Here is a 14527-nt window from a genome sequence, read left to right as displayed (position 1 = left end):
AATAGGTAATACCCCATGACCAGTCGTTCAATGTTGATCTTCGCCGCCATCAGCGGCTTTATCTATGTTGCCTTTGGCGCTTTCGGTGCCCACGTACTGAAAAATTCCCTGGGTCAGGCTGAATTGGCCTGGATCCAAACCGGTTTAACCTACCAGAGCGTGCATACACTGGCGATCCTGGTGCTGGGCGTGGCGATGCAACGTCAGCGCAATGTATGGTTTTACTGGAGCAGCGCCTGTTTGGCGCTTGGCACGGTGTTATTTAGCGGCAGCCTTTACTGTCTGGCGCTGTCGCACCTCAGACTGTTTGTATTTATTACGCCGGTGGGTGGGATCTTCTTCCTGATCGGCTGGATATTGATGTTGACCGGCGCTTTGCGTCTGAACAAAAAGGCAGAACGCCATGAATAAAGTTGCTCTCTATTGCCGCTCGGGTTTTGAAAAAGAGTGTGCTGCAGAAATTACGGCCAAAGCCGCGAAGATGGAAATCTTCGGTTTTGCCCGCGTCAAAGAAGACAGCGGTTATGTGCTGTTTGAGTGTTACCAGCCTGAAGACGCTGATCGTCTGGCGAAAGAGATCCCTTTCCGTGAGCTGATTTTTGCCCGTCAGCTGATTGTCGTCGGTGAGTTGCTGAAAGATTTACCTCCGGAAGACCGCGTATCGCCGATTGTGGGCATGCTGCACGGTGTGATAACCAACGGCGGCGAACTGCGCGTCGAAATGCCGGACACTAACGAAAGCAAAGAGCTGACCAAGTTCTGCCGTAAGCTGACTGTTCCGCTGCGTTCTGCCATGCGTGAGCAACGGATCCTCGGCAAGCGTGAAAATCCGCTGCGCCCCGTGGTGCATGTGTTCTTTATCGCGTCCGGTTGCTGCTATGTGGGCTATTCGTACAGCAATAACAACTCGAAATTCTATATGGGCATTCCGCGTCTCAAGTTCCCGTCAGAGGCACCAAGCCGTTCGACGCTGAAGCTGGAAGAGGCGTTCCACGTGTTTATTCCTGCCGATGAGTGGGAAGAGCGTCTGGCGAGTGGCATGTATGCGGTGGATCTGGGCGCATGTCCGGGGGGCTGGACCTATCAGCTGGTACAACGCAGCATGATGGTGACTGCGATTGATAACGGCCCTATGGCTCCGAGCCTGATGAACACAGGACAGGTTATTCACCTGCGCGAAGACGGTTTCCGCTACAAATCGACCAGTACTAAAAACTACTGGCTGGTCTGTGACATCGTAGAGAAGCCAGCGAAAGTGGCGGCGTTAATGTGCGATTGGCTGGTCAACGGCTGGTGCCGCGAAGCGATTTTTAACCTGAAATTGCCAATGAAAAAGCGTTATGAGGAAGTGACGAATATTCTTGAGCGCATCAGAGAGCGTCTGGAAGAAAATAATATTCACGCTGAGATTTTTGCCAAGCAGCTTTATCACGACCGTGAAGAAGTTACCGTTCACGTGCGTCGCTTCTGGGCCACTGTCGGCGGGCGTCGCGACGAGCGTTAATCGCGTCGTGATCTGACTTTTCTTCAGGTAAAAGTAAAAACGCCGGTGCTGTCAAAGCCCGGCGTTTTTTATTGCCCCATAACTATTAAGGCAGCCGCAATTGTTGCAGGTTTCCGCTGAGGGGAAGATCGGTTTGCAGCGTTGAAACCCGCTTGCAGGCATAAGCCAGATCCCGGTGCTCAGCTAATTTAGCCTGCCACTTTTCGAGTACAGCTTCCAGATTTTCATACAGTGCATCCAGCGTTCCAGCCTCAGTCAGAAGTGTCACTGCCGTTTTCGGGCCAATGCCCGGCACTCCCGGGATTTTACTGCTGCTGATCCCCGCCAGCCCCCAGTAATCCGTTAGTTGTTGCGGCAACACGCCAAAGGTATCGCGTACAAAAGGCATATCCAGCCAGCGTTTTTGGAAGTAATCACGAATTTGTACGTTGGGTGCCAGTAACTGACAGTAGCCTTTATCGGTCGATACGATCGTTACCTGATGTCCGCTACCTGCGACTTTGGCGGTCAGCGTCGCCGCCAGATCGTCGGCTTCACTGCCTGGCGAGTGCCAGCAAGCGACACCAAGCGCGACAAAACCCTCTTTCAGGCTCGCCATTTCAGCAAATAGATTGTCGGGCATCGGTGAGCGCCCGGCTTTGTAGTCGGGCAGGCATTGATGACGCCAACTGTTGTCGCGGTCATCTTCGTCAAATACCGCGACGGCATGGGTTGGCTGAACGTGTTGGATCAACTGTCCGACGGCATTCTGGCATGACAGCAAGCAGGGTGAGCCTTGAACAGCATGAATGCGGCGGATGAGATTCAGAGCGTCAATAATGAGCAGATGTATAGGCATGGTGAGGTCGCTTCCATCAATAAACAGGGCGACATTTGCGTCGCCCTGTATCAAGCCTTTCAGAGATCACGTAGCCTGATTATCAGGCACATATTTCATAACAAGGAATGTAGGCGCTGCCCGGCAATTTCATGCGGTGCTGGGCGACAAATCCCTGCAACAGGCTGTCCATTTTCTTCATTAACGCCGGGTCGCCGTGCAGCTTAAATCGCCCGTGTTTTTCGATTTCCTGGATACCAAACTCTTTCACGTTACCGGCCACAATACCTGAGAAGGCGCGGCGCAGGGCAGCAGCTAACTCTTCCGGCGGTTGGTCAGGGTAAAGGTTCAGTGCGGCCATATTGTCGTGGTTTGGCTCAAACGGCATCTGCAGATCTGGAGCGATGCGGATAGACCAGTTGAAGCTGTACGCATCTCCGCTGTTGCGGCGGTTCTCTTTCACCAGCGGCATTGCGCGTTTCATCTGACGGGCGACTTCGGTCGGGTCATCAATGATGATGGTGTAATGCTTGCGGGCTTCTTCGCCAAGGGTGTCTTTAATGAAGGCGTCGAGAACGGTGAAGTAATCAGCGCTCTCTTTCGGGCCGGTCAGGATCAGTGGCAGAACCTGATCGCTGTTCTCCGGATTCATCAAAATCCCCAGCAGGTAGAGCAACTCTTCTGCGGTACCCACGCCACCCGGGAAGATAATGATCCCGTGAGCGATGCGGACAAAGGCTTCAAGGCGTTTTTCAATATCCGGCATGATGATCAGTTCATTCACCAGCGGATTTGGCGGTTCGGCCGCGATGATGGAAGGTTCAGTCATGCCAATGAAACGGCCGAGTTTGTAGCGCTGCTGCGCATGGCCCACCGCGGCACCTTTCATCGGGGCTTCCATCGCTCCTGGGCCACAACCGGTACAGATGTTCAGTTCACGCAGGCCCAGCTGACTGCCAACGTTACGGGCATACTGATATTCCACTTCATTAATGGAATGGCCACCCCAACACACGACCATATTCGGATCTTCATCCAGATGCAGTGCGCGGGCGTTACGCAGAATGGAGAAGACCATATTGGTCAGGTGCGCCGAGTTTTCACTATTGAAATTCTCAAAGCGGCTGTTACTGGAGATTTGCGCATTAACAAACAAAATGTCACGCAGCACGGCAAACAAATTAGCCTGCAAAGAGCGGATAATACGGCCATCGACGAAGGCATCTTCCGGCGGATTAACCAGTTCAAGTTTCACACCACGTTCACGTCGTAACACATTGATGTCAAAGCTTTCGTAGCGGTCGAGCAGCTCTTTGCTGCTGTCTGTCTGGCTACCACTGTTGAGCACGGCTAATGAGCAGTTACGAAACAGGCGGTATAAGTCACTGCTCGCGGTGCGCTTGAGCATGTCAACTTCCAACTGCGACAACAGATCCATTGAGCCAAGCGGGCTGATATGTGTAATCAAAGTTGCTCCTTTACACCCATTGGGCGACGTTTATTCCTGCCGGCGAAAGGCTGCACATGATTTTTGGGATCGCGCTTTTTGCGGTGTGCCGGATCCTGTTGGCAGAAATAATTGATTGATTTTGAAGGTATCTCTGCCGAGGCTGATGCCCGGCAGTGTCGCTTCTGAATTAACAGTAACCCTGTCCTGTCGCTTTTACCAACCGTTGCTGACTGTTAGCTCAGTTCTTGAGCAACGTCTCGCATTATTGCCTGACAAGTCTTGCCGTTGCAGGTGTAAACGGGACGTTGGATCGCCATGGATTGATATCCAGACCACCGCGGCGGGTATAGCGGGCGTAGACGGCCAGCGCCTGAGGCGCGCAGAATGTCAGGATGTCATTAAAGATACGCTCGACGCATTGTTCGTGGAATTCATTATGGTTACGGAAAGAGACCAGATAACGCAGCAGTGCTTCGCGATCTATTTTCGGACCACGGTACTGGATTTGCACCGAGCCCCAGTCTGGCTGGTGCGTGATCAAGCAGTTGGATTTCAGCAGGTGACTCACTAGCGACTCTTCTACTGTTTCATCTCCATCACCTGCGGCATCAGCCAGATAGTCAGTACTGAATTCATAGTTTTCGATTTCGATGTCTTGATCGTCGATGCATTCGCCGTCAAAACGGCCAATTGCGCTGCCTTCTACGTCCTTTAAGCGGCTCAGGCTGACGGTCACATCCCCTTTGGCACAGTGGCTGAGGTCACGCGTCAGCGTGGACAGAACGCTTTCCCAGTTGTCGAATTTGGTTTGATTGAAGCTGTTGAGGTAGAGCTTGAAGCTTTTTGATTCGATCAGATTGATGCTGTCTGCAGTCAGGCTGATTTCACCCACGGCTACCTGGGGCAGACCTTTGGCATTGAGCCAGGAGAGTTCATAGAGCGTCCAGATATCTGCGCCATGAAAGGGCAGCGCGTCTGGATAAAGGCCCAATGGTTCGCGGTTCATACTGCGCGGAACGGCCTGTAATAAGGAGGCGTCATACTGATCGCGGTACGGCGTCGGTTTGCCCAATGTCAGTTGAGAGAGGGCCGGGTTATCCTGATATGAGGACATGCTGTCACCTTGGTCTAAGTTCTGGGTACAATAGCGTTTGAGAAGTCATTATCGCCTTAGTTTAACTTAGCCTGGTCTGAAGATGAGAGATTTTATGGAGTCGGATGTTTCCGTCGCGTTGCGCGAATTTACCCAACGGTATGTGGATCTGTGGCAGCGGGAGACCGGTTTTCCGCCTTCGAGTGAGGAGTTGCTGGGCGTTGAGTCTCCCTGCGTGGTGAAAAGCAGCGAAACGGCTGTCTACTGGCTGACCCAGACTTTCAGCCCGACGCAGTCGCTGGAGAATGTCGAGTGCGCACTGGAACTTCAGCTTCGTCCTGAGGCCCACGATTTCTACACCACCCAGTTTGCGGGGGATATGTGCGCCAAATGGGAAGATAACGCGCTGACATTACTGCAAGTCTGGAGCCCGGAAGATTTCACCCGCCTGCAGGAGAATTTGATTGGCCATCTGGTCACTCAAAAACGTCTTAAGCTAACGCCCACGATTTTTCTGGCGACGACCGATTCAGAAATGAATATGATTTCGCTGTGTAATGTGACAGGGGAAGTCATATTGGAACAATTTGGCAGTAAGAAGCGAACTCTTCTCTCGTCATCGCTGCCAGAATTCCTTAGAATGCTCTCCCCGGATTTTCTCCGCTGATTTATCGTTCCCTCACCGTTCTGCTTTAGCTCACATTCGTGTGAGAGATCTCTCACACGGCCTGTAGGAGATCTCGTTTAATCTTTGTCGTCATTACCCTGGTAAAGTTAATTATCTTTTTTAAAACAACTTGTTATGTTGAATGCCACGTTTGTGAGGCTTACAGGATGAGAGTTTGGCTTACAGCCTGTCTTGTCCCGCGGGCCGAAATCGACGATTCTAAGTGGGTCGAAGGATGACATGAAACGGAACATTAGGATGATGGCTGTTTCATAAAGTAGGGGAAAGGCTCAGGAAGAGTCAGGACGGCATCGGAGCATGCCAGGATGTTTCAGGACGAAACAAGGGACACCTCCAGGACGGAGATTGAGAGCTCGTAAAGGATAACGGGTGGGTCAGGAAGACTAAAGGAAATATGTCAGGAAGACATTAGGACGAAACGTCAGGATGAAAGTAGGACGATGCAATGGATGGCAGGTTAGGATAACCGCGGGAAAAGTTTTCAGGGATTGAGCAGGGAGCACTTAGGTAGCTGGATTGCTATAAAACGAACGGGGGGCACTGTGCAAACAGTGCCCCCAACTTTTTGTCTGCATTTTATGATCAGGCGTCATGTACGGTCAGCCTGAGTATCAACGGCTCCTCAGGCAAGTTCCTCCTTCCGCCATTTTCTGCTTTTAACCAATCGCACCCAATGCATCTTCTTTGCCCTGCTTTTTAGGCAGCAGGAAGAGGGTCGCGTAGATATCCAGCAGGTAAATCGCCGCCAGAAGGGTTAATGCCGCGGTAAACGACACCTGCGAGACCAGCATTCCGATCACCAGCGGGCCAAAGCCACCCACACCGCGCCCGATATTGAACAGAATATTTTGCGCCGTGGCCCTGACGTTGACCGGATAGGTGTCCGAAATCAAACCACCGTAGCCTCCAATCATTCCATTGACGAACATTCCCATCACTGCGCCAGCAAACAGCATGGCGGTCGGGTCTTTCAACTGGGCATAACAGACCACCATCAGCACTGCGCCGACCTGATAAATCAGGAAAATCCTCCAACGCGGGAAGCGGTCAGCCAGTACACCAAACAGCCAGATACCGAACGTCATACCAATGACAGTTACGGCAGTCCACAGTCCTGACTTGGTCAGCGAGAAACCAAAGTTCTTCGACAGATAACTTGGCATCCAGATCATCAGCCCGTAATAACCAAAGTTTTGTACCGAGCAGAGGATCAGGATCCCGATACTCGCTTTGGTGGTCGGCGCGTCTTTAAACAGCAGTTTTATCCGGCTGAACAGGGATTCATTCGGGCTTTGGCTGGCGTGTTTAACAAATTCTTCGGGTTCGCCCATGGTGCGGCGAATAAGAAAGGAAGCCAGCGCCGGTAGCAGACCGACCAGGAACATTCCGCGCCAGCCAATAACGCCCAACAATAACGGAGTGAGAAACGCTGCGAGTAATACACCAAGCTGCCATCCCATGCCGACATAAGCCGAGGCTCGGTTACGCTTTTCGGCGGGCCATGCTTCAGCAATCAGCGCCATGCCGATCCCAAACTCTCCGCCCAGACCGACTCCCGCCAGCGTGCGGTAGGCCAGCAAATCCCAATAGCCCTGAGCCACAGCGCACAGACCGGTGAACAGTGAAAACATCAGAATCGTGAAGGTCAGGACGCGGATCCTGCCAAAGCGATCGCTGATAGGGCCGAAGATCACACCACCCAGCACGGCACCAATCAGCGTCCAGGTTACCAGGGATCCGCTTTGGGACGAGGTCAGGCCAAGTTCGATGGCGATGGCCGGCAGCATAAAGCCGAGGATCAATAAGTCGAAGCCGTCCATTGCGTAGCCGGTGACGGAAGCGATCATGGCTTTCACCGGTGTCGCATGAGCTTTTTTAGAGTGTTGGGCAGGCATTTTTCGCGTCAAGTTATGTAAAGTGGAATTATTTTGCCCGCTCAGGCGGTTGAGTACCAGTATGAAAAACTGATGGCTGGAATTTAGCGTTATAAGAGGCAAGGCGGGTCAGGAGAAAGTTGGGGCCGGGCAGCTTCAATGCTATGCTTTGCGCCTTTATGCCTGCCGCGCAACAGCCGCGTATGACGAATGCAGAGAGATATTGATGAGTACTGAAAATCAGGTTCGCCAGATATTACAGGATATCGAACAGGTCATGCGTGATCTGAAACTGTGGCACGCTATGCCACCGGAGGCTGAGGCTTTTGACAGCGTGGAACCTTTCTCTGTCGATACCATGTCCGCAGAGCAATGGCTGCAATGGGTGTTAATTCCGCGTATGTACGCACTGCTGGCCGCCGATTCTGCACTGCCGACCCGTTTTGCGATCACTCCCTATTTTGAAGTGGCAATGCCTGATTCGGCCCGTTTACTGGCCGCACTGCAGCGTCTCGATGATTTGCTGAATATAGAAGACTGACATGCTGGAAATTTTGTATCAGGACGAACATCTTATTGCGGTGAATAAACCTCCCGGAATGTTGGTCCATCGTAGTTGGCTGGACAGTCGCGAAACGGTTTTTGTTATGCAAACTTTGCGTGACCAGATTGGCCAGCATGTCTTTACGGTACATCGGCTGGATAAACCGACCTCCGGCGTTTTACTGCTGGCGTTGTCGAGCGATGTGGCGCGTCTGATGTCGCAGCAGCTTGAAAATCATCAAATGACCAAGGTGTATCACGCCGTGGTACGCGGATATGTGCCTGAAGACGGCACGGTCGATTACGCGCTGACGGAAGAACAAGACAAAATTGCTGATAAATTCGCGAGCGTTGATAAAGCGCCGCAGCCTGCGGTGAGCCATTATCGTGTGCTGGCGAAGGTTGAAATGCCCGTTGCCGTCGGCCCCTACGACACCGCCCGCTACAGTCTGGTGGAGCTCAAACCTGAGACAGGACGTAAGCATCAGCTTCGCCGCCATATGTCTCATCTCCGCCATCCGATTTTGGGAGACAGCCGCCACGGCGATCTCAAACAAAATCGCGGTATGGTCGAGCATTTTTCCTGCCCTGGCCTGATGCTGCACGCTAGCCATATGCAGCTGCTACATCCGGTGACCGGCGAAATGCTGAGCCTTACGGCAAAGTGGGACGGGCGCTGGCAACATCTGGTACAACAGCTTGGCTGGCTGGGGTGTATTCCTGAGCTAGAAAGGGTTGAGTCTGGCGAAGAGAACGGTCAGCATCAGGATAACTAGTATTTTTCGATAATTTTCAGGACAACAAGGAGTAGAACCATGGCTGAGATTGGTATTTTTGTCGGCACCGTTTACGGTAATGCGCTGCTGGTGGCAGAAGAGGCTGAAACTGTCCTGAAAAAACAGGGGCATCAGGTCAAACTGTTTGAAGAAGGCACGCTGGAAGCCTGGCAATATTATCGCCATCACTTTGCTCTGGTTATCACTTCTACTACCGGTCAGGGGGATTTACCTGACAGCATCGCGCCACTGTTTGTTGCTATCCGCGATACCTTAGGGTATCAGCCGGAACTGCGTTATGGCGTCATTGCGCTGGGTGACAGCAGCTATGATCACTTTTGTGGTGGCGGTCATAAGATGGATGATTTATTGCAGGAGCAGGGCGCATCGCGCATCGGCGATTTGCTGGAAATTGATGCGATGGAAACTGCTGAGCCGGAAACGTTGGCCGTGCCGTGGGTTGAAAAATGGGCACAATTGCTAAAATAGTCGCAGATGAAATAACGGCCGTCATAATCTGACGTGATACGTGGCGAAATAAAAAAAGGTCAGGCTAATCCCCTGACCTTTTTATTTTCGGCTTTCGCAAAAATACGGTGAACTATTAACGACCGCTGGTTAATTTTTCCAGATCGGATTCGATCTCGGTAATTTTATTCGCCACAACGGATTCCAGATGACGAAGGTCATCAAGGATTTTGCGTTTCAGATCCACTTCAACCTGATCGCGCTGACAGATTTGATCCAGCTCATCAATCACATAACGCAGGTTAGGGCTAATTTCGTGAATTTCTTTATAACCCTGACCGGCATTATCGGCCACGATAGTTTTGCGCTGGCGCGGATATTTGAATTTCACGCTTTTAGCAAAAAACTCGCCTTTGTCTTTGCGGAAGTAAATTTTCAGGATGTCGTTATTGGCCTCCTGACGCAGGCTATAACGATCGATATCGTCGGGATTATTAATACCCAAGCTTTTCAGGTTGTCATACATAGCGGCACCTTTTAGTTTTTACGGAGTGTTATCATGATGAACCGAACGGCGGTCAGATTCGTTGATTAATGACACAGTTTACCGCTCTACAGTTATAAAAATGGCGGATTAATTAACCCGCCAGATTCATTTTAGTCGATGGAGCGTAATAACTCATTAAGACCGGTTTTGCCCAGTGTTTTGGCATCCACTTTCTTAACGATCACAGCGCAGTACAGGCTGTATTTGCCATCTTTGGAAGGCAGGTTGCCGGAAACCACCACAGAACCCGCAGGTACGCGGCCGTAATGCACTTCACCAGTTTCGCGGTCATAAATTTTGGTGCTCTGGCCTATGTAAACACCCATGGAGATCACTGAGCCTTCTTCTACAATCACGCCTTCAACGATTTCAGAACGCGCGCCGATAAAGCAGTTATCTTCGATAATGGTTGGGTTTGCCTGCAACGGCTCCAGCACGCCACCGATGCCAACACCGCCGGACAGATGGACGTTTTTACCGATTTGCGCACATGAACCCACGGTGGCCCAGGTATCCACCATGGTGCCTTCATCAACGTAGGCGCCGATGTTGACATAAGAAGGCATCAGCACGGTATTACGCGCAATGAATGCGCCTTTACGTACGGCGGCAGGAGGCACCACGCGGAAACCTTCGCGCTGGAAACGGGCTTCGTCATAGTCAGCGAATTTCATCGGTACTTTGTCGTAGAAGCGGTTTTCAGCGCCATCCATGAGCTGGTTGTCGTTGATTCTGAAAGAGAGCAGTACCGCCTTCTTGAGCCACTGATGCGTTACCCACTCGCCATTGATCTTTTCGGCAACGCGCAGCTCGCCGCTGTCGATCTTATTAATGACCTGGTTAACTGCGTCGCGCGTTACGCTGTCAGCGTTTGCCGGAGTGATCTCTGCACGGCGCTCGAAGGCCTGCTCAATAACGGTTTGAAGTTGCTGCATCCTGTTCTCTTTCCTGATAGTGATGTTTAAAAAGTCAGTGTTCTTTGTATCACATTTTTTCGTTAGGGTTGAGCGCCTCTGTTAAGCGGCGCCGTATTTCATGGCGTGTCTTTTTATCCAGCGCACGGCGTTCGCCATTAGCCAGAATGAATAAATCCTCTACGCGCTCGCCTATGGTGGAGATGCGTGCACCATGCAGCGACAGTCCCAAATCAGAAAACACTTCCCCCACGCGTGCCAGTAAACCGGGTTGATCGAGCGCGACCAGTTCCATATAGCTGCGCCGGTCGGTGTGCGTCGGTAGGAAGCTGACTTCGGTCGGCACGCTGAAATGGCGCAGTTTTGGCGATGGTCTGCGGGCGCGTGGCGGCTGGTAGGGTTGGGTCATCGACTGTTCCAGCGCGAAGCGAATCGCCTCGTGGCGATCCTGCGCCAGTGGGCTGCCGTCCGGTTCCAGCACGATGAAGGTATCCATCGCCATGCCATCACGGTTGGTAAAAATTTGCGCGTCATGAATGCTCAGATTGCGGCGATCCAGTTCGCCGGCGACCGTGGCAAACAGGTAAGGGCGGTCCGGGCTCCAGATAAAGATCTCCGTACCGCCGCGCGTTGCCTGACGGCTGACCAGTACCAGCGGTTTGGTTGAATCATGTTCAAGCAGATGGCGGGCATGCCAGGCGAGCTGATTAGGCGAATGGCGCAGGAAGTAGTCCGCCCGGCAACGGCTCCAGATGCGGTGCAGCGACTCTTCATCAATATTGTCCATGCGCAGCAGGGCCAGCGCCTGAAGACGATGATGGCGGACGCGTTCGCGCAGGTCAGGCGTATTCTGCATTCCGCGACGCAGCTGTTTTTCCGTGGCGAAATAGAGCTCGCGTATCAGGCTCTGCTTCCAACTGTTCCATAACGTTTCATTGGTGGCGCAGATATCGGCCACGGTCAGGCTTACGAGATAACGCAGGCGGTTTTCGCTCTGCACTTCAGCGGCAAACTGCTGAATTTCATTCGGGTCCTGAATATCACGACGCTGGGCAGTCACTGACATCAGCAGGTGACAGCGCACCAGCCAGGCAACCAACTGCGTTTCGCGGGAGTTCAGGCCATGCAGTTCAGCAAACTCCAACACGTCCTGCGCGCCCAGAATCGAGTGGTCCCCACCGCGTCCCTTGGCGATATCGTGGAACAGGGCGGCCATCAGCAGCAGTTCCGGTTGCGGCAGGCGTGGGTAAAGTTCGACGCACAGGGGATGGCGCGGGCGCGTGGCTTCGTCGGCAAAGCTTTCCAGCTTTTGCAGGACGCGGATTGTGTGTTCATCAACGGTATAGGCGTGGAACAAATCAAACTGCATCTGCCCGACAATCAGCCCCCACTGCGGCATATAAGCCCATAACACGCTGTGGCGGTGCATCGGCACCAGCGCACGGGAGACGGCGCCCGGATGACGTAAAATCGCCATGAATATATCGCGCGCTTCAGGGATCATGCACAGCGGCGTTTTCAGATGTCGGCGTGCATGACGCAGCAGACGAACCGTCGTGGAGTAGATACCTTTAATTTCGCGGTGACGCACCATCAGGTAAAACATGCTGATAATGGTTTCCGGGCGACGGCTGAAAAGTGTTTCGTCGCGCAGATCGATCAGGTCACCACGTAACTGGAAATGTTCGTCCAGAGGACGCGGCTTTTCATTCGGGCCGATTGCCAGAATAGCTTCATCAAATAGTTGCAACAGCATCTGATTGAGCTCGCCAACCCGGCGCGTCATGCGGTAGAAGTCTTTCATCATGCGTTCTACCGGCTCGTTGCCTTCGCCCTGATATTGCAGGAGCTGGGCGACATTGAGCTGCCGGTCAAACAGCAGACGGTTGTCATAACGCGACAGAACCAGATGCAGGGCGAAGCGGATGCGCCACAGAAAACTCTGGCACTCAATCAGTTCATTGCGCTCAGCTTTGGTCAGGAAACCAAAGGCCACCATTTCGTCCAGCGACGTGGCGCCGAAATGGCGGCGGGCCACCCATAAAATGGTGTGGATATCGCGCAGGCCACCGGGGCTGCTTTTGATGTCGGGTTCGAGGTTGTAGCTGGTGCCGTGATAACGTTGATGGCGTTCGTTCTGTTCATCAATCTTGGCGCGAAAGAAGGTCGGAGAAGGCCAGAAGCCATCGCTGAAGACATGCTTTTGCATATTAAGGAACAGGGCGACGTCGCCGCAAATTAACCGCGATTCAATCAGGTTGGTGGCCACCGTCAGATCGGCCAGGCCTTCTAGCAAGCACTCTTCGAGGGTGCGGACGCTGTGACCGACTTCCAACTTTAAATCCCACAGCAGGGTGATCAGTTCACCGATGCGCTGAGCCTGTTCGTCATTGAGGTGCTGCTGGCTGAGCACCAGCACGTCGATATCGGAAAGCGGGTGTAATTCACCGCGTCCGTAGCCGCCAACGGCCACCATGGCGGTTTCCGCAATATCGTCAAATCCGTAAAAGGTCCACAACCGCTGTAACAGCCGGTCAATAAACAGCGAGCGGGCATCGACCAGCTCTTCGGCACGTTGCCCGGCATTAAAGGCATCGGCCAGCCAGAGCTGAAATTGTTCCATATGCTGTTTGAGACTCTGACGGTTGAGATCGTCGTCAGGGTAGGTCGTCGGGGAAGCGGGCTGCGGCGTTAACGCCTGAGGAAGCTCCGGCGTTAACGGAGATTGCGGGCTCTTTTCAGAGGGGAAATGTTCAATCATATGTGCGAAGCCCATTCCTAGAGTAAGAGACAAAAAAGCCGGCTTTCGCCGGCTTGATCACCAGATTCACCCCTGTGGAAGAGCGGGTTACTGCTGGTCGTGCGTAATAATATTCGGGATGGTGTCATCCTTACGCAGCGTCATAATTTCACAACCGTTATCGGTTACCACAATAGTATGCTCGTACTGAGCCGACAAGCTGCGATCTTTAGTTTTTACCGTCCAGCCATCTTTCATGGTGCGGATGCGGTAATCGCCCGCGTTCACCATAGGCTCAATAGTGAACGCCATACCGGCTTGCAGCACAACGCCGCCGTCATCGGCATCGTAGTGCAGAACTTGCGGCTCTTCGTGGAAGACTTCGCCAATACCATGACCGCAATATTCGCGCACCACGGAGAAGTTTTCCGCTTCGACAAATTTCTGGATCTCTTTGCCCAACGTGCGCAGACGGATACCCGGTTTCACCATCTTCAGCGCCAGGTAAAGGCTTTCCTGTGTGATGCGACACAGGCGCTCGCCCAGAATGGTCGGTTTACCTGCGATGAACATTTTGGACGTATCACCGTGGAAGCCATCTTTAATGACGGTCACATCGATATTCACGATGTCCCCGTCTTTAAGGATCTTGTCGTCGCTTGGAATGCCGTGACACACGACTTCATTAACGGAGATACAGACTGATTTTGGAAAACCGTGATAATCCAGACACGCCGAAATCGCCTGCTGTTTATTGTTGATGTGATCAGCGCAGATACGGTCCAGTTCACCGGTGCTTACGCCAGGTTTGACATGAGGCTCAATGATTTCCAGCACTTCAGCCGCCAGACGGCCAGCCACGCGCATTTTTTCGATGTCTTGAGGTGTTTTTATTGAAATTGCCATGAATAATCCTGCGGGTATCCTGTTTTGACGCCTTTCTTTCTGCTGCAACGTCGTCAATAATTAGCTTAGACTTATGGTATCAGCCCTGATAATACCTGCCAAATTTTCATTTCCCATGCAGCAAACTTCCTAACAAAAGTTGCTCTGCAGCCGTGAATTATGGTATAAAGCGCGCCGGCAATCCGCTATGACCGTGAGGAAATATTG

The 14527-nt window shown here is 52.4% G+C and carries 14 protein-coding genes; 6 read left to right on the top strand and 8 right to left on the bottom strand.

All coding sequences use genetic code 11. The features are described from left to right. The first annotated feature begins 15 nt into the window (after window positions 1-15). Both ACZRKO_RS15480 and rlmM read left to right on the top strand, forming a co-directional pair. On the top strand, window positions 16-411 hold the full coding sequence (locus ACZRKO_RS15480; RefSeq protein WP_463738160.1) for a DUF423 domain-containing protein: 396 nt from the start codon (window positions 16-18) through the stop codon (window positions 409-411). Next, the gene (gene rlmM, locus ACZRKO_RS15475) at window positions 404-1504 is read left to right on the top strand and encodes a 23S rRNA (cytidine(2498)-2'-O)-methyltransferase RlmM (RefSeq protein ID WP_463738159.1); all 1101 of its coding nucleotides are present in this window, start codon (window positions 404-406) and stop codon (window positions 1502-1504) included. Before ACZRKO_RS15480 ends, rlmM begins: the two co-directional genes overlap by 8 nt. 85 nt (window positions 1505-1589) lie before the next feature. On the opposite strand, the gene xni is transcribed toward rlmM, so the two are convergent. From xni to queF, 3 genes are all read right to left on the bottom strand, one after another. Beyond that, on the bottom strand, window positions 1590-2342 hold the full coding sequence (gene xni, locus ACZRKO_RS15470) for a flap endonuclease Xni (protein WP_463738158.1): 753 nt from the start codon (window positions 2340-2342) through the stop codon (window positions 1590-1592). A gap of 82 nt (window positions 2343-2424) precedes the next feature. Continuing rightward, on the bottom strand, window positions 2425-3789 hold the full coding sequence (gene ppnN, locus ACZRKO_RS15465) for a nucleotide 5'-monophosphate nucleosidase PpnN (RefSeq protein ID WP_463738157.1): 1365 nt from the start codon (window positions 3787-3789) through the stop codon (window positions 2425-2427). Window positions 3790-4033: 244 nt separating this feature from the next. Then, window positions 4034-4885, bottom strand: a complete 852-nt coding sequence (gene queF, locus ACZRKO_RS15460; RefSeq protein ID WP_463738156.1) for an NADPH-dependent 7-cyano-7-deazaguanine reductase QueF — start codon at window positions 4883-4885, stop codon at window positions 4034-4036. A gap of 94 nt (window positions 4886-4979) precedes the next feature. On the opposite strand from queF, the gene syd reads away from it, so the two are divergent. Beyond that, complete coding sequence (syd, locus tag ACZRKO_RS15455) at window positions 4980-5531, top strand: SecY-interacting protein (RefSeq protein WP_463738155.1); 552 nt, start codon at window positions 4980-4982, stop codon at window positions 5529-5531. A 677-nt stretch (window positions 5532-6208) separates the two neighbouring features. On the opposite strand, the gene ACZRKO_RS15450 is transcribed toward syd, so the two are convergent. Then, complete coding sequence (locus ACZRKO_RS15450; RefSeq protein WP_463738154.1) at window positions 6209-7447, bottom strand: MFS transporter; 1239 nt, start codon at window positions 7445-7447, stop codon at window positions 6209-6211. A 205-nt stretch (window positions 7448-7652) separates the two neighbouring features. On the opposite strand from ACZRKO_RS15450, the gene ACZRKO_RS15445 reads away from it, so the two are divergent. The 3 genes from ACZRKO_RS15445 to ACZRKO_RS15435 are packed head-to-tail and all read left to right on the top strand — an operon-like array spanning window position 7653 to window position 9234. Next, window positions 7653-7967 (top strand): YqcC family protein, encoded by a 315-nt coding sequence (locus tag ACZRKO_RS15445; RefSeq protein ID WP_463738153.1) that lies wholly within the window; start codon window positions 7653-7655, stop codon window positions 7965-7967. Between the two features lies 1 nt (window position 7968). Beyond that, window positions 7969-8745: a tRNA pseudouridine(65) synthase TruC gene (gene truC, locus ACZRKO_RS15440; RefSeq protein ID WP_463738152.1), complete on the top strand. Its 777-nt coding sequence runs from the start codon at window positions 7969-7971 to the stop codon at window positions 8743-8745. A 39-nt stretch (window positions 8746-8784) separates the two neighbouring features. After that, a complete protein-coding gene (locus tag ACZRKO_RS15435) occupies window positions 8785-9234 on the top strand; it encodes a flavodoxin (RefSeq protein ID WP_463738151.1) in 450 nt (149 codons plus the stop codon). 115 nt (window positions 9235-9349) lie between these two features. On the opposite strand, the gene ACZRKO_RS15430 is transcribed toward ACZRKO_RS15435, so the two are convergent. From ACZRKO_RS15430 to map, 4 genes are all read right to left on the bottom strand, one after another. Further along, a complete protein-coding gene (locus tag ACZRKO_RS15430; RefSeq protein WP_463738150.1) occupies window positions 9350-9739 on the bottom strand; it encodes a DUF3461 family protein in 390 nt (129 codons plus the stop codon). A gap of 131 nt (window positions 9740-9870) precedes the next feature. Further along, complete coding sequence (gene dapD / locus ACZRKO_RS15425) at window positions 9871-10695, bottom strand: 2,3,4,5-tetrahydropyridine-2,6-dicarboxylate N-succinyltransferase (protein ID WP_463738149.1); 825 nt, start codon at window positions 10693-10695, stop codon at window positions 9871-9873. A 49-nt stretch (window positions 10696-10744) separates the two neighbouring features. Continuing rightward, the gene (glnD, locus tag ACZRKO_RS15420; RefSeq protein WP_463738148.1) at window positions 10745-13435 is read right to left on the bottom strand and encodes a bifunctional uridylyltransferase/uridylyl-removing protein GlnD; all 2691 of its coding nucleotides are present in this window, start codon (window positions 13433-13435) and stop codon (window positions 10745-10747) included. 87 nt (window positions 13436-13522) lie between these two features. After that, complete coding sequence (gene map, locus ACZRKO_RS15415) at window positions 13523-14320, bottom strand: type I methionyl aminopeptidase (RefSeq protein ID WP_463738147.1); 798 nt, start codon at window positions 14318-14320, stop codon at window positions 13523-13525. Window positions 14321-14527 lie beyond the last annotated feature (207 nt).

The sequence above is a fragment of the Ewingella sp. C233 genome (genome assembly GCF_055407225.1).
This window is presented reverse-complemented; position numbering and strand designations above follow the sequence as displayed.

Excerpts from the sequence above, each read along its gene's own strand:
- ACZRKO_RS15480 (WP_463738160.1), top strand. The coding sequence starts at position 16 with ATGACCAGTCGTTCAATGTTGATCTTCGCCGCCATCAGCGGCTTTATC.
- truC (WP_463738152.1), top strand. The coding sequence starts at position 7,969 with ATGCTGGAAATTTTGTATCAGGACGAACATCTTATTGCGGTGAATAAA.
- glnD (WP_463738148.1), bottom strand. The coding sequence starts at position 13,435 with ATGATTGAACATTTCCCCTCTGAAAAGAGCCCGCAATCTCCGTTAACG.
- map (WP_463738147.1), bottom strand. The coding sequence starts at position 14,320 with ATGGCAATTTCAATAAAAACACCTCAAGACATCGAAAAAATGCGCGTG.
- xni (WP_463738158.1), bottom strand. The coding sequence starts at position 2,342 with ATGCCTATACATCTGCTCATTATTGACGCTCTGAATCTCATCCGCCGC.
- syd (WP_463738155.1), top strand. The coding sequence starts at position 4,980 with ATGGAGTCGGATGTTTCCGTCGCGTTGCGCGAATTTACCCAACGGTAT.
- ACZRKO_RS15450 (WP_463738154.1), bottom strand. The coding sequence starts at position 7,447 with ATGCCTGCCCAACACTCTAAAAAAGCTCATGCGACACCGGTGAAAGCC.
- queF (WP_463738156.1), bottom strand. The coding sequence starts at position 4,885 with ATGTCCTCATATCAGGATAACCCGGCCCTCTCTCAACTGACATTGGGC.
- ACZRKO_RS15435 (WP_463738151.1), top strand. The coding sequence starts at position 8,785 with ATGGCTGAGATTGGTATTTTTGTCGGCACCGTTTACGGTAATGCGCTG.
- ACZRKO_RS15430 (WP_463738150.1), bottom strand. The coding sequence starts at position 9,739 with ATGTATGACAACCTGAAAAGCTTGGGTATTAATAATCCCGACGATATC.
- ACZRKO_RS15445 (WP_463738153.1), top strand. The coding sequence starts at position 7,653 with ATGAGTACTGAAAATCAGGTTCGCCAGATATTACAGGATATCGAACAG.
- dapD (WP_463738149.1), bottom strand. The coding sequence starts at position 10,695 with ATGCAGCAACTTCAAACCGTTATTGAGCAGGCCTTCGAGCGCCGTGCA.
- rlmM (WP_463738159.1), top strand. The coding sequence starts at position 404 with ATGAATAAAGTTGCTCTCTATTGCCGCTCGGGTTTTGAAAAAGAGTGT.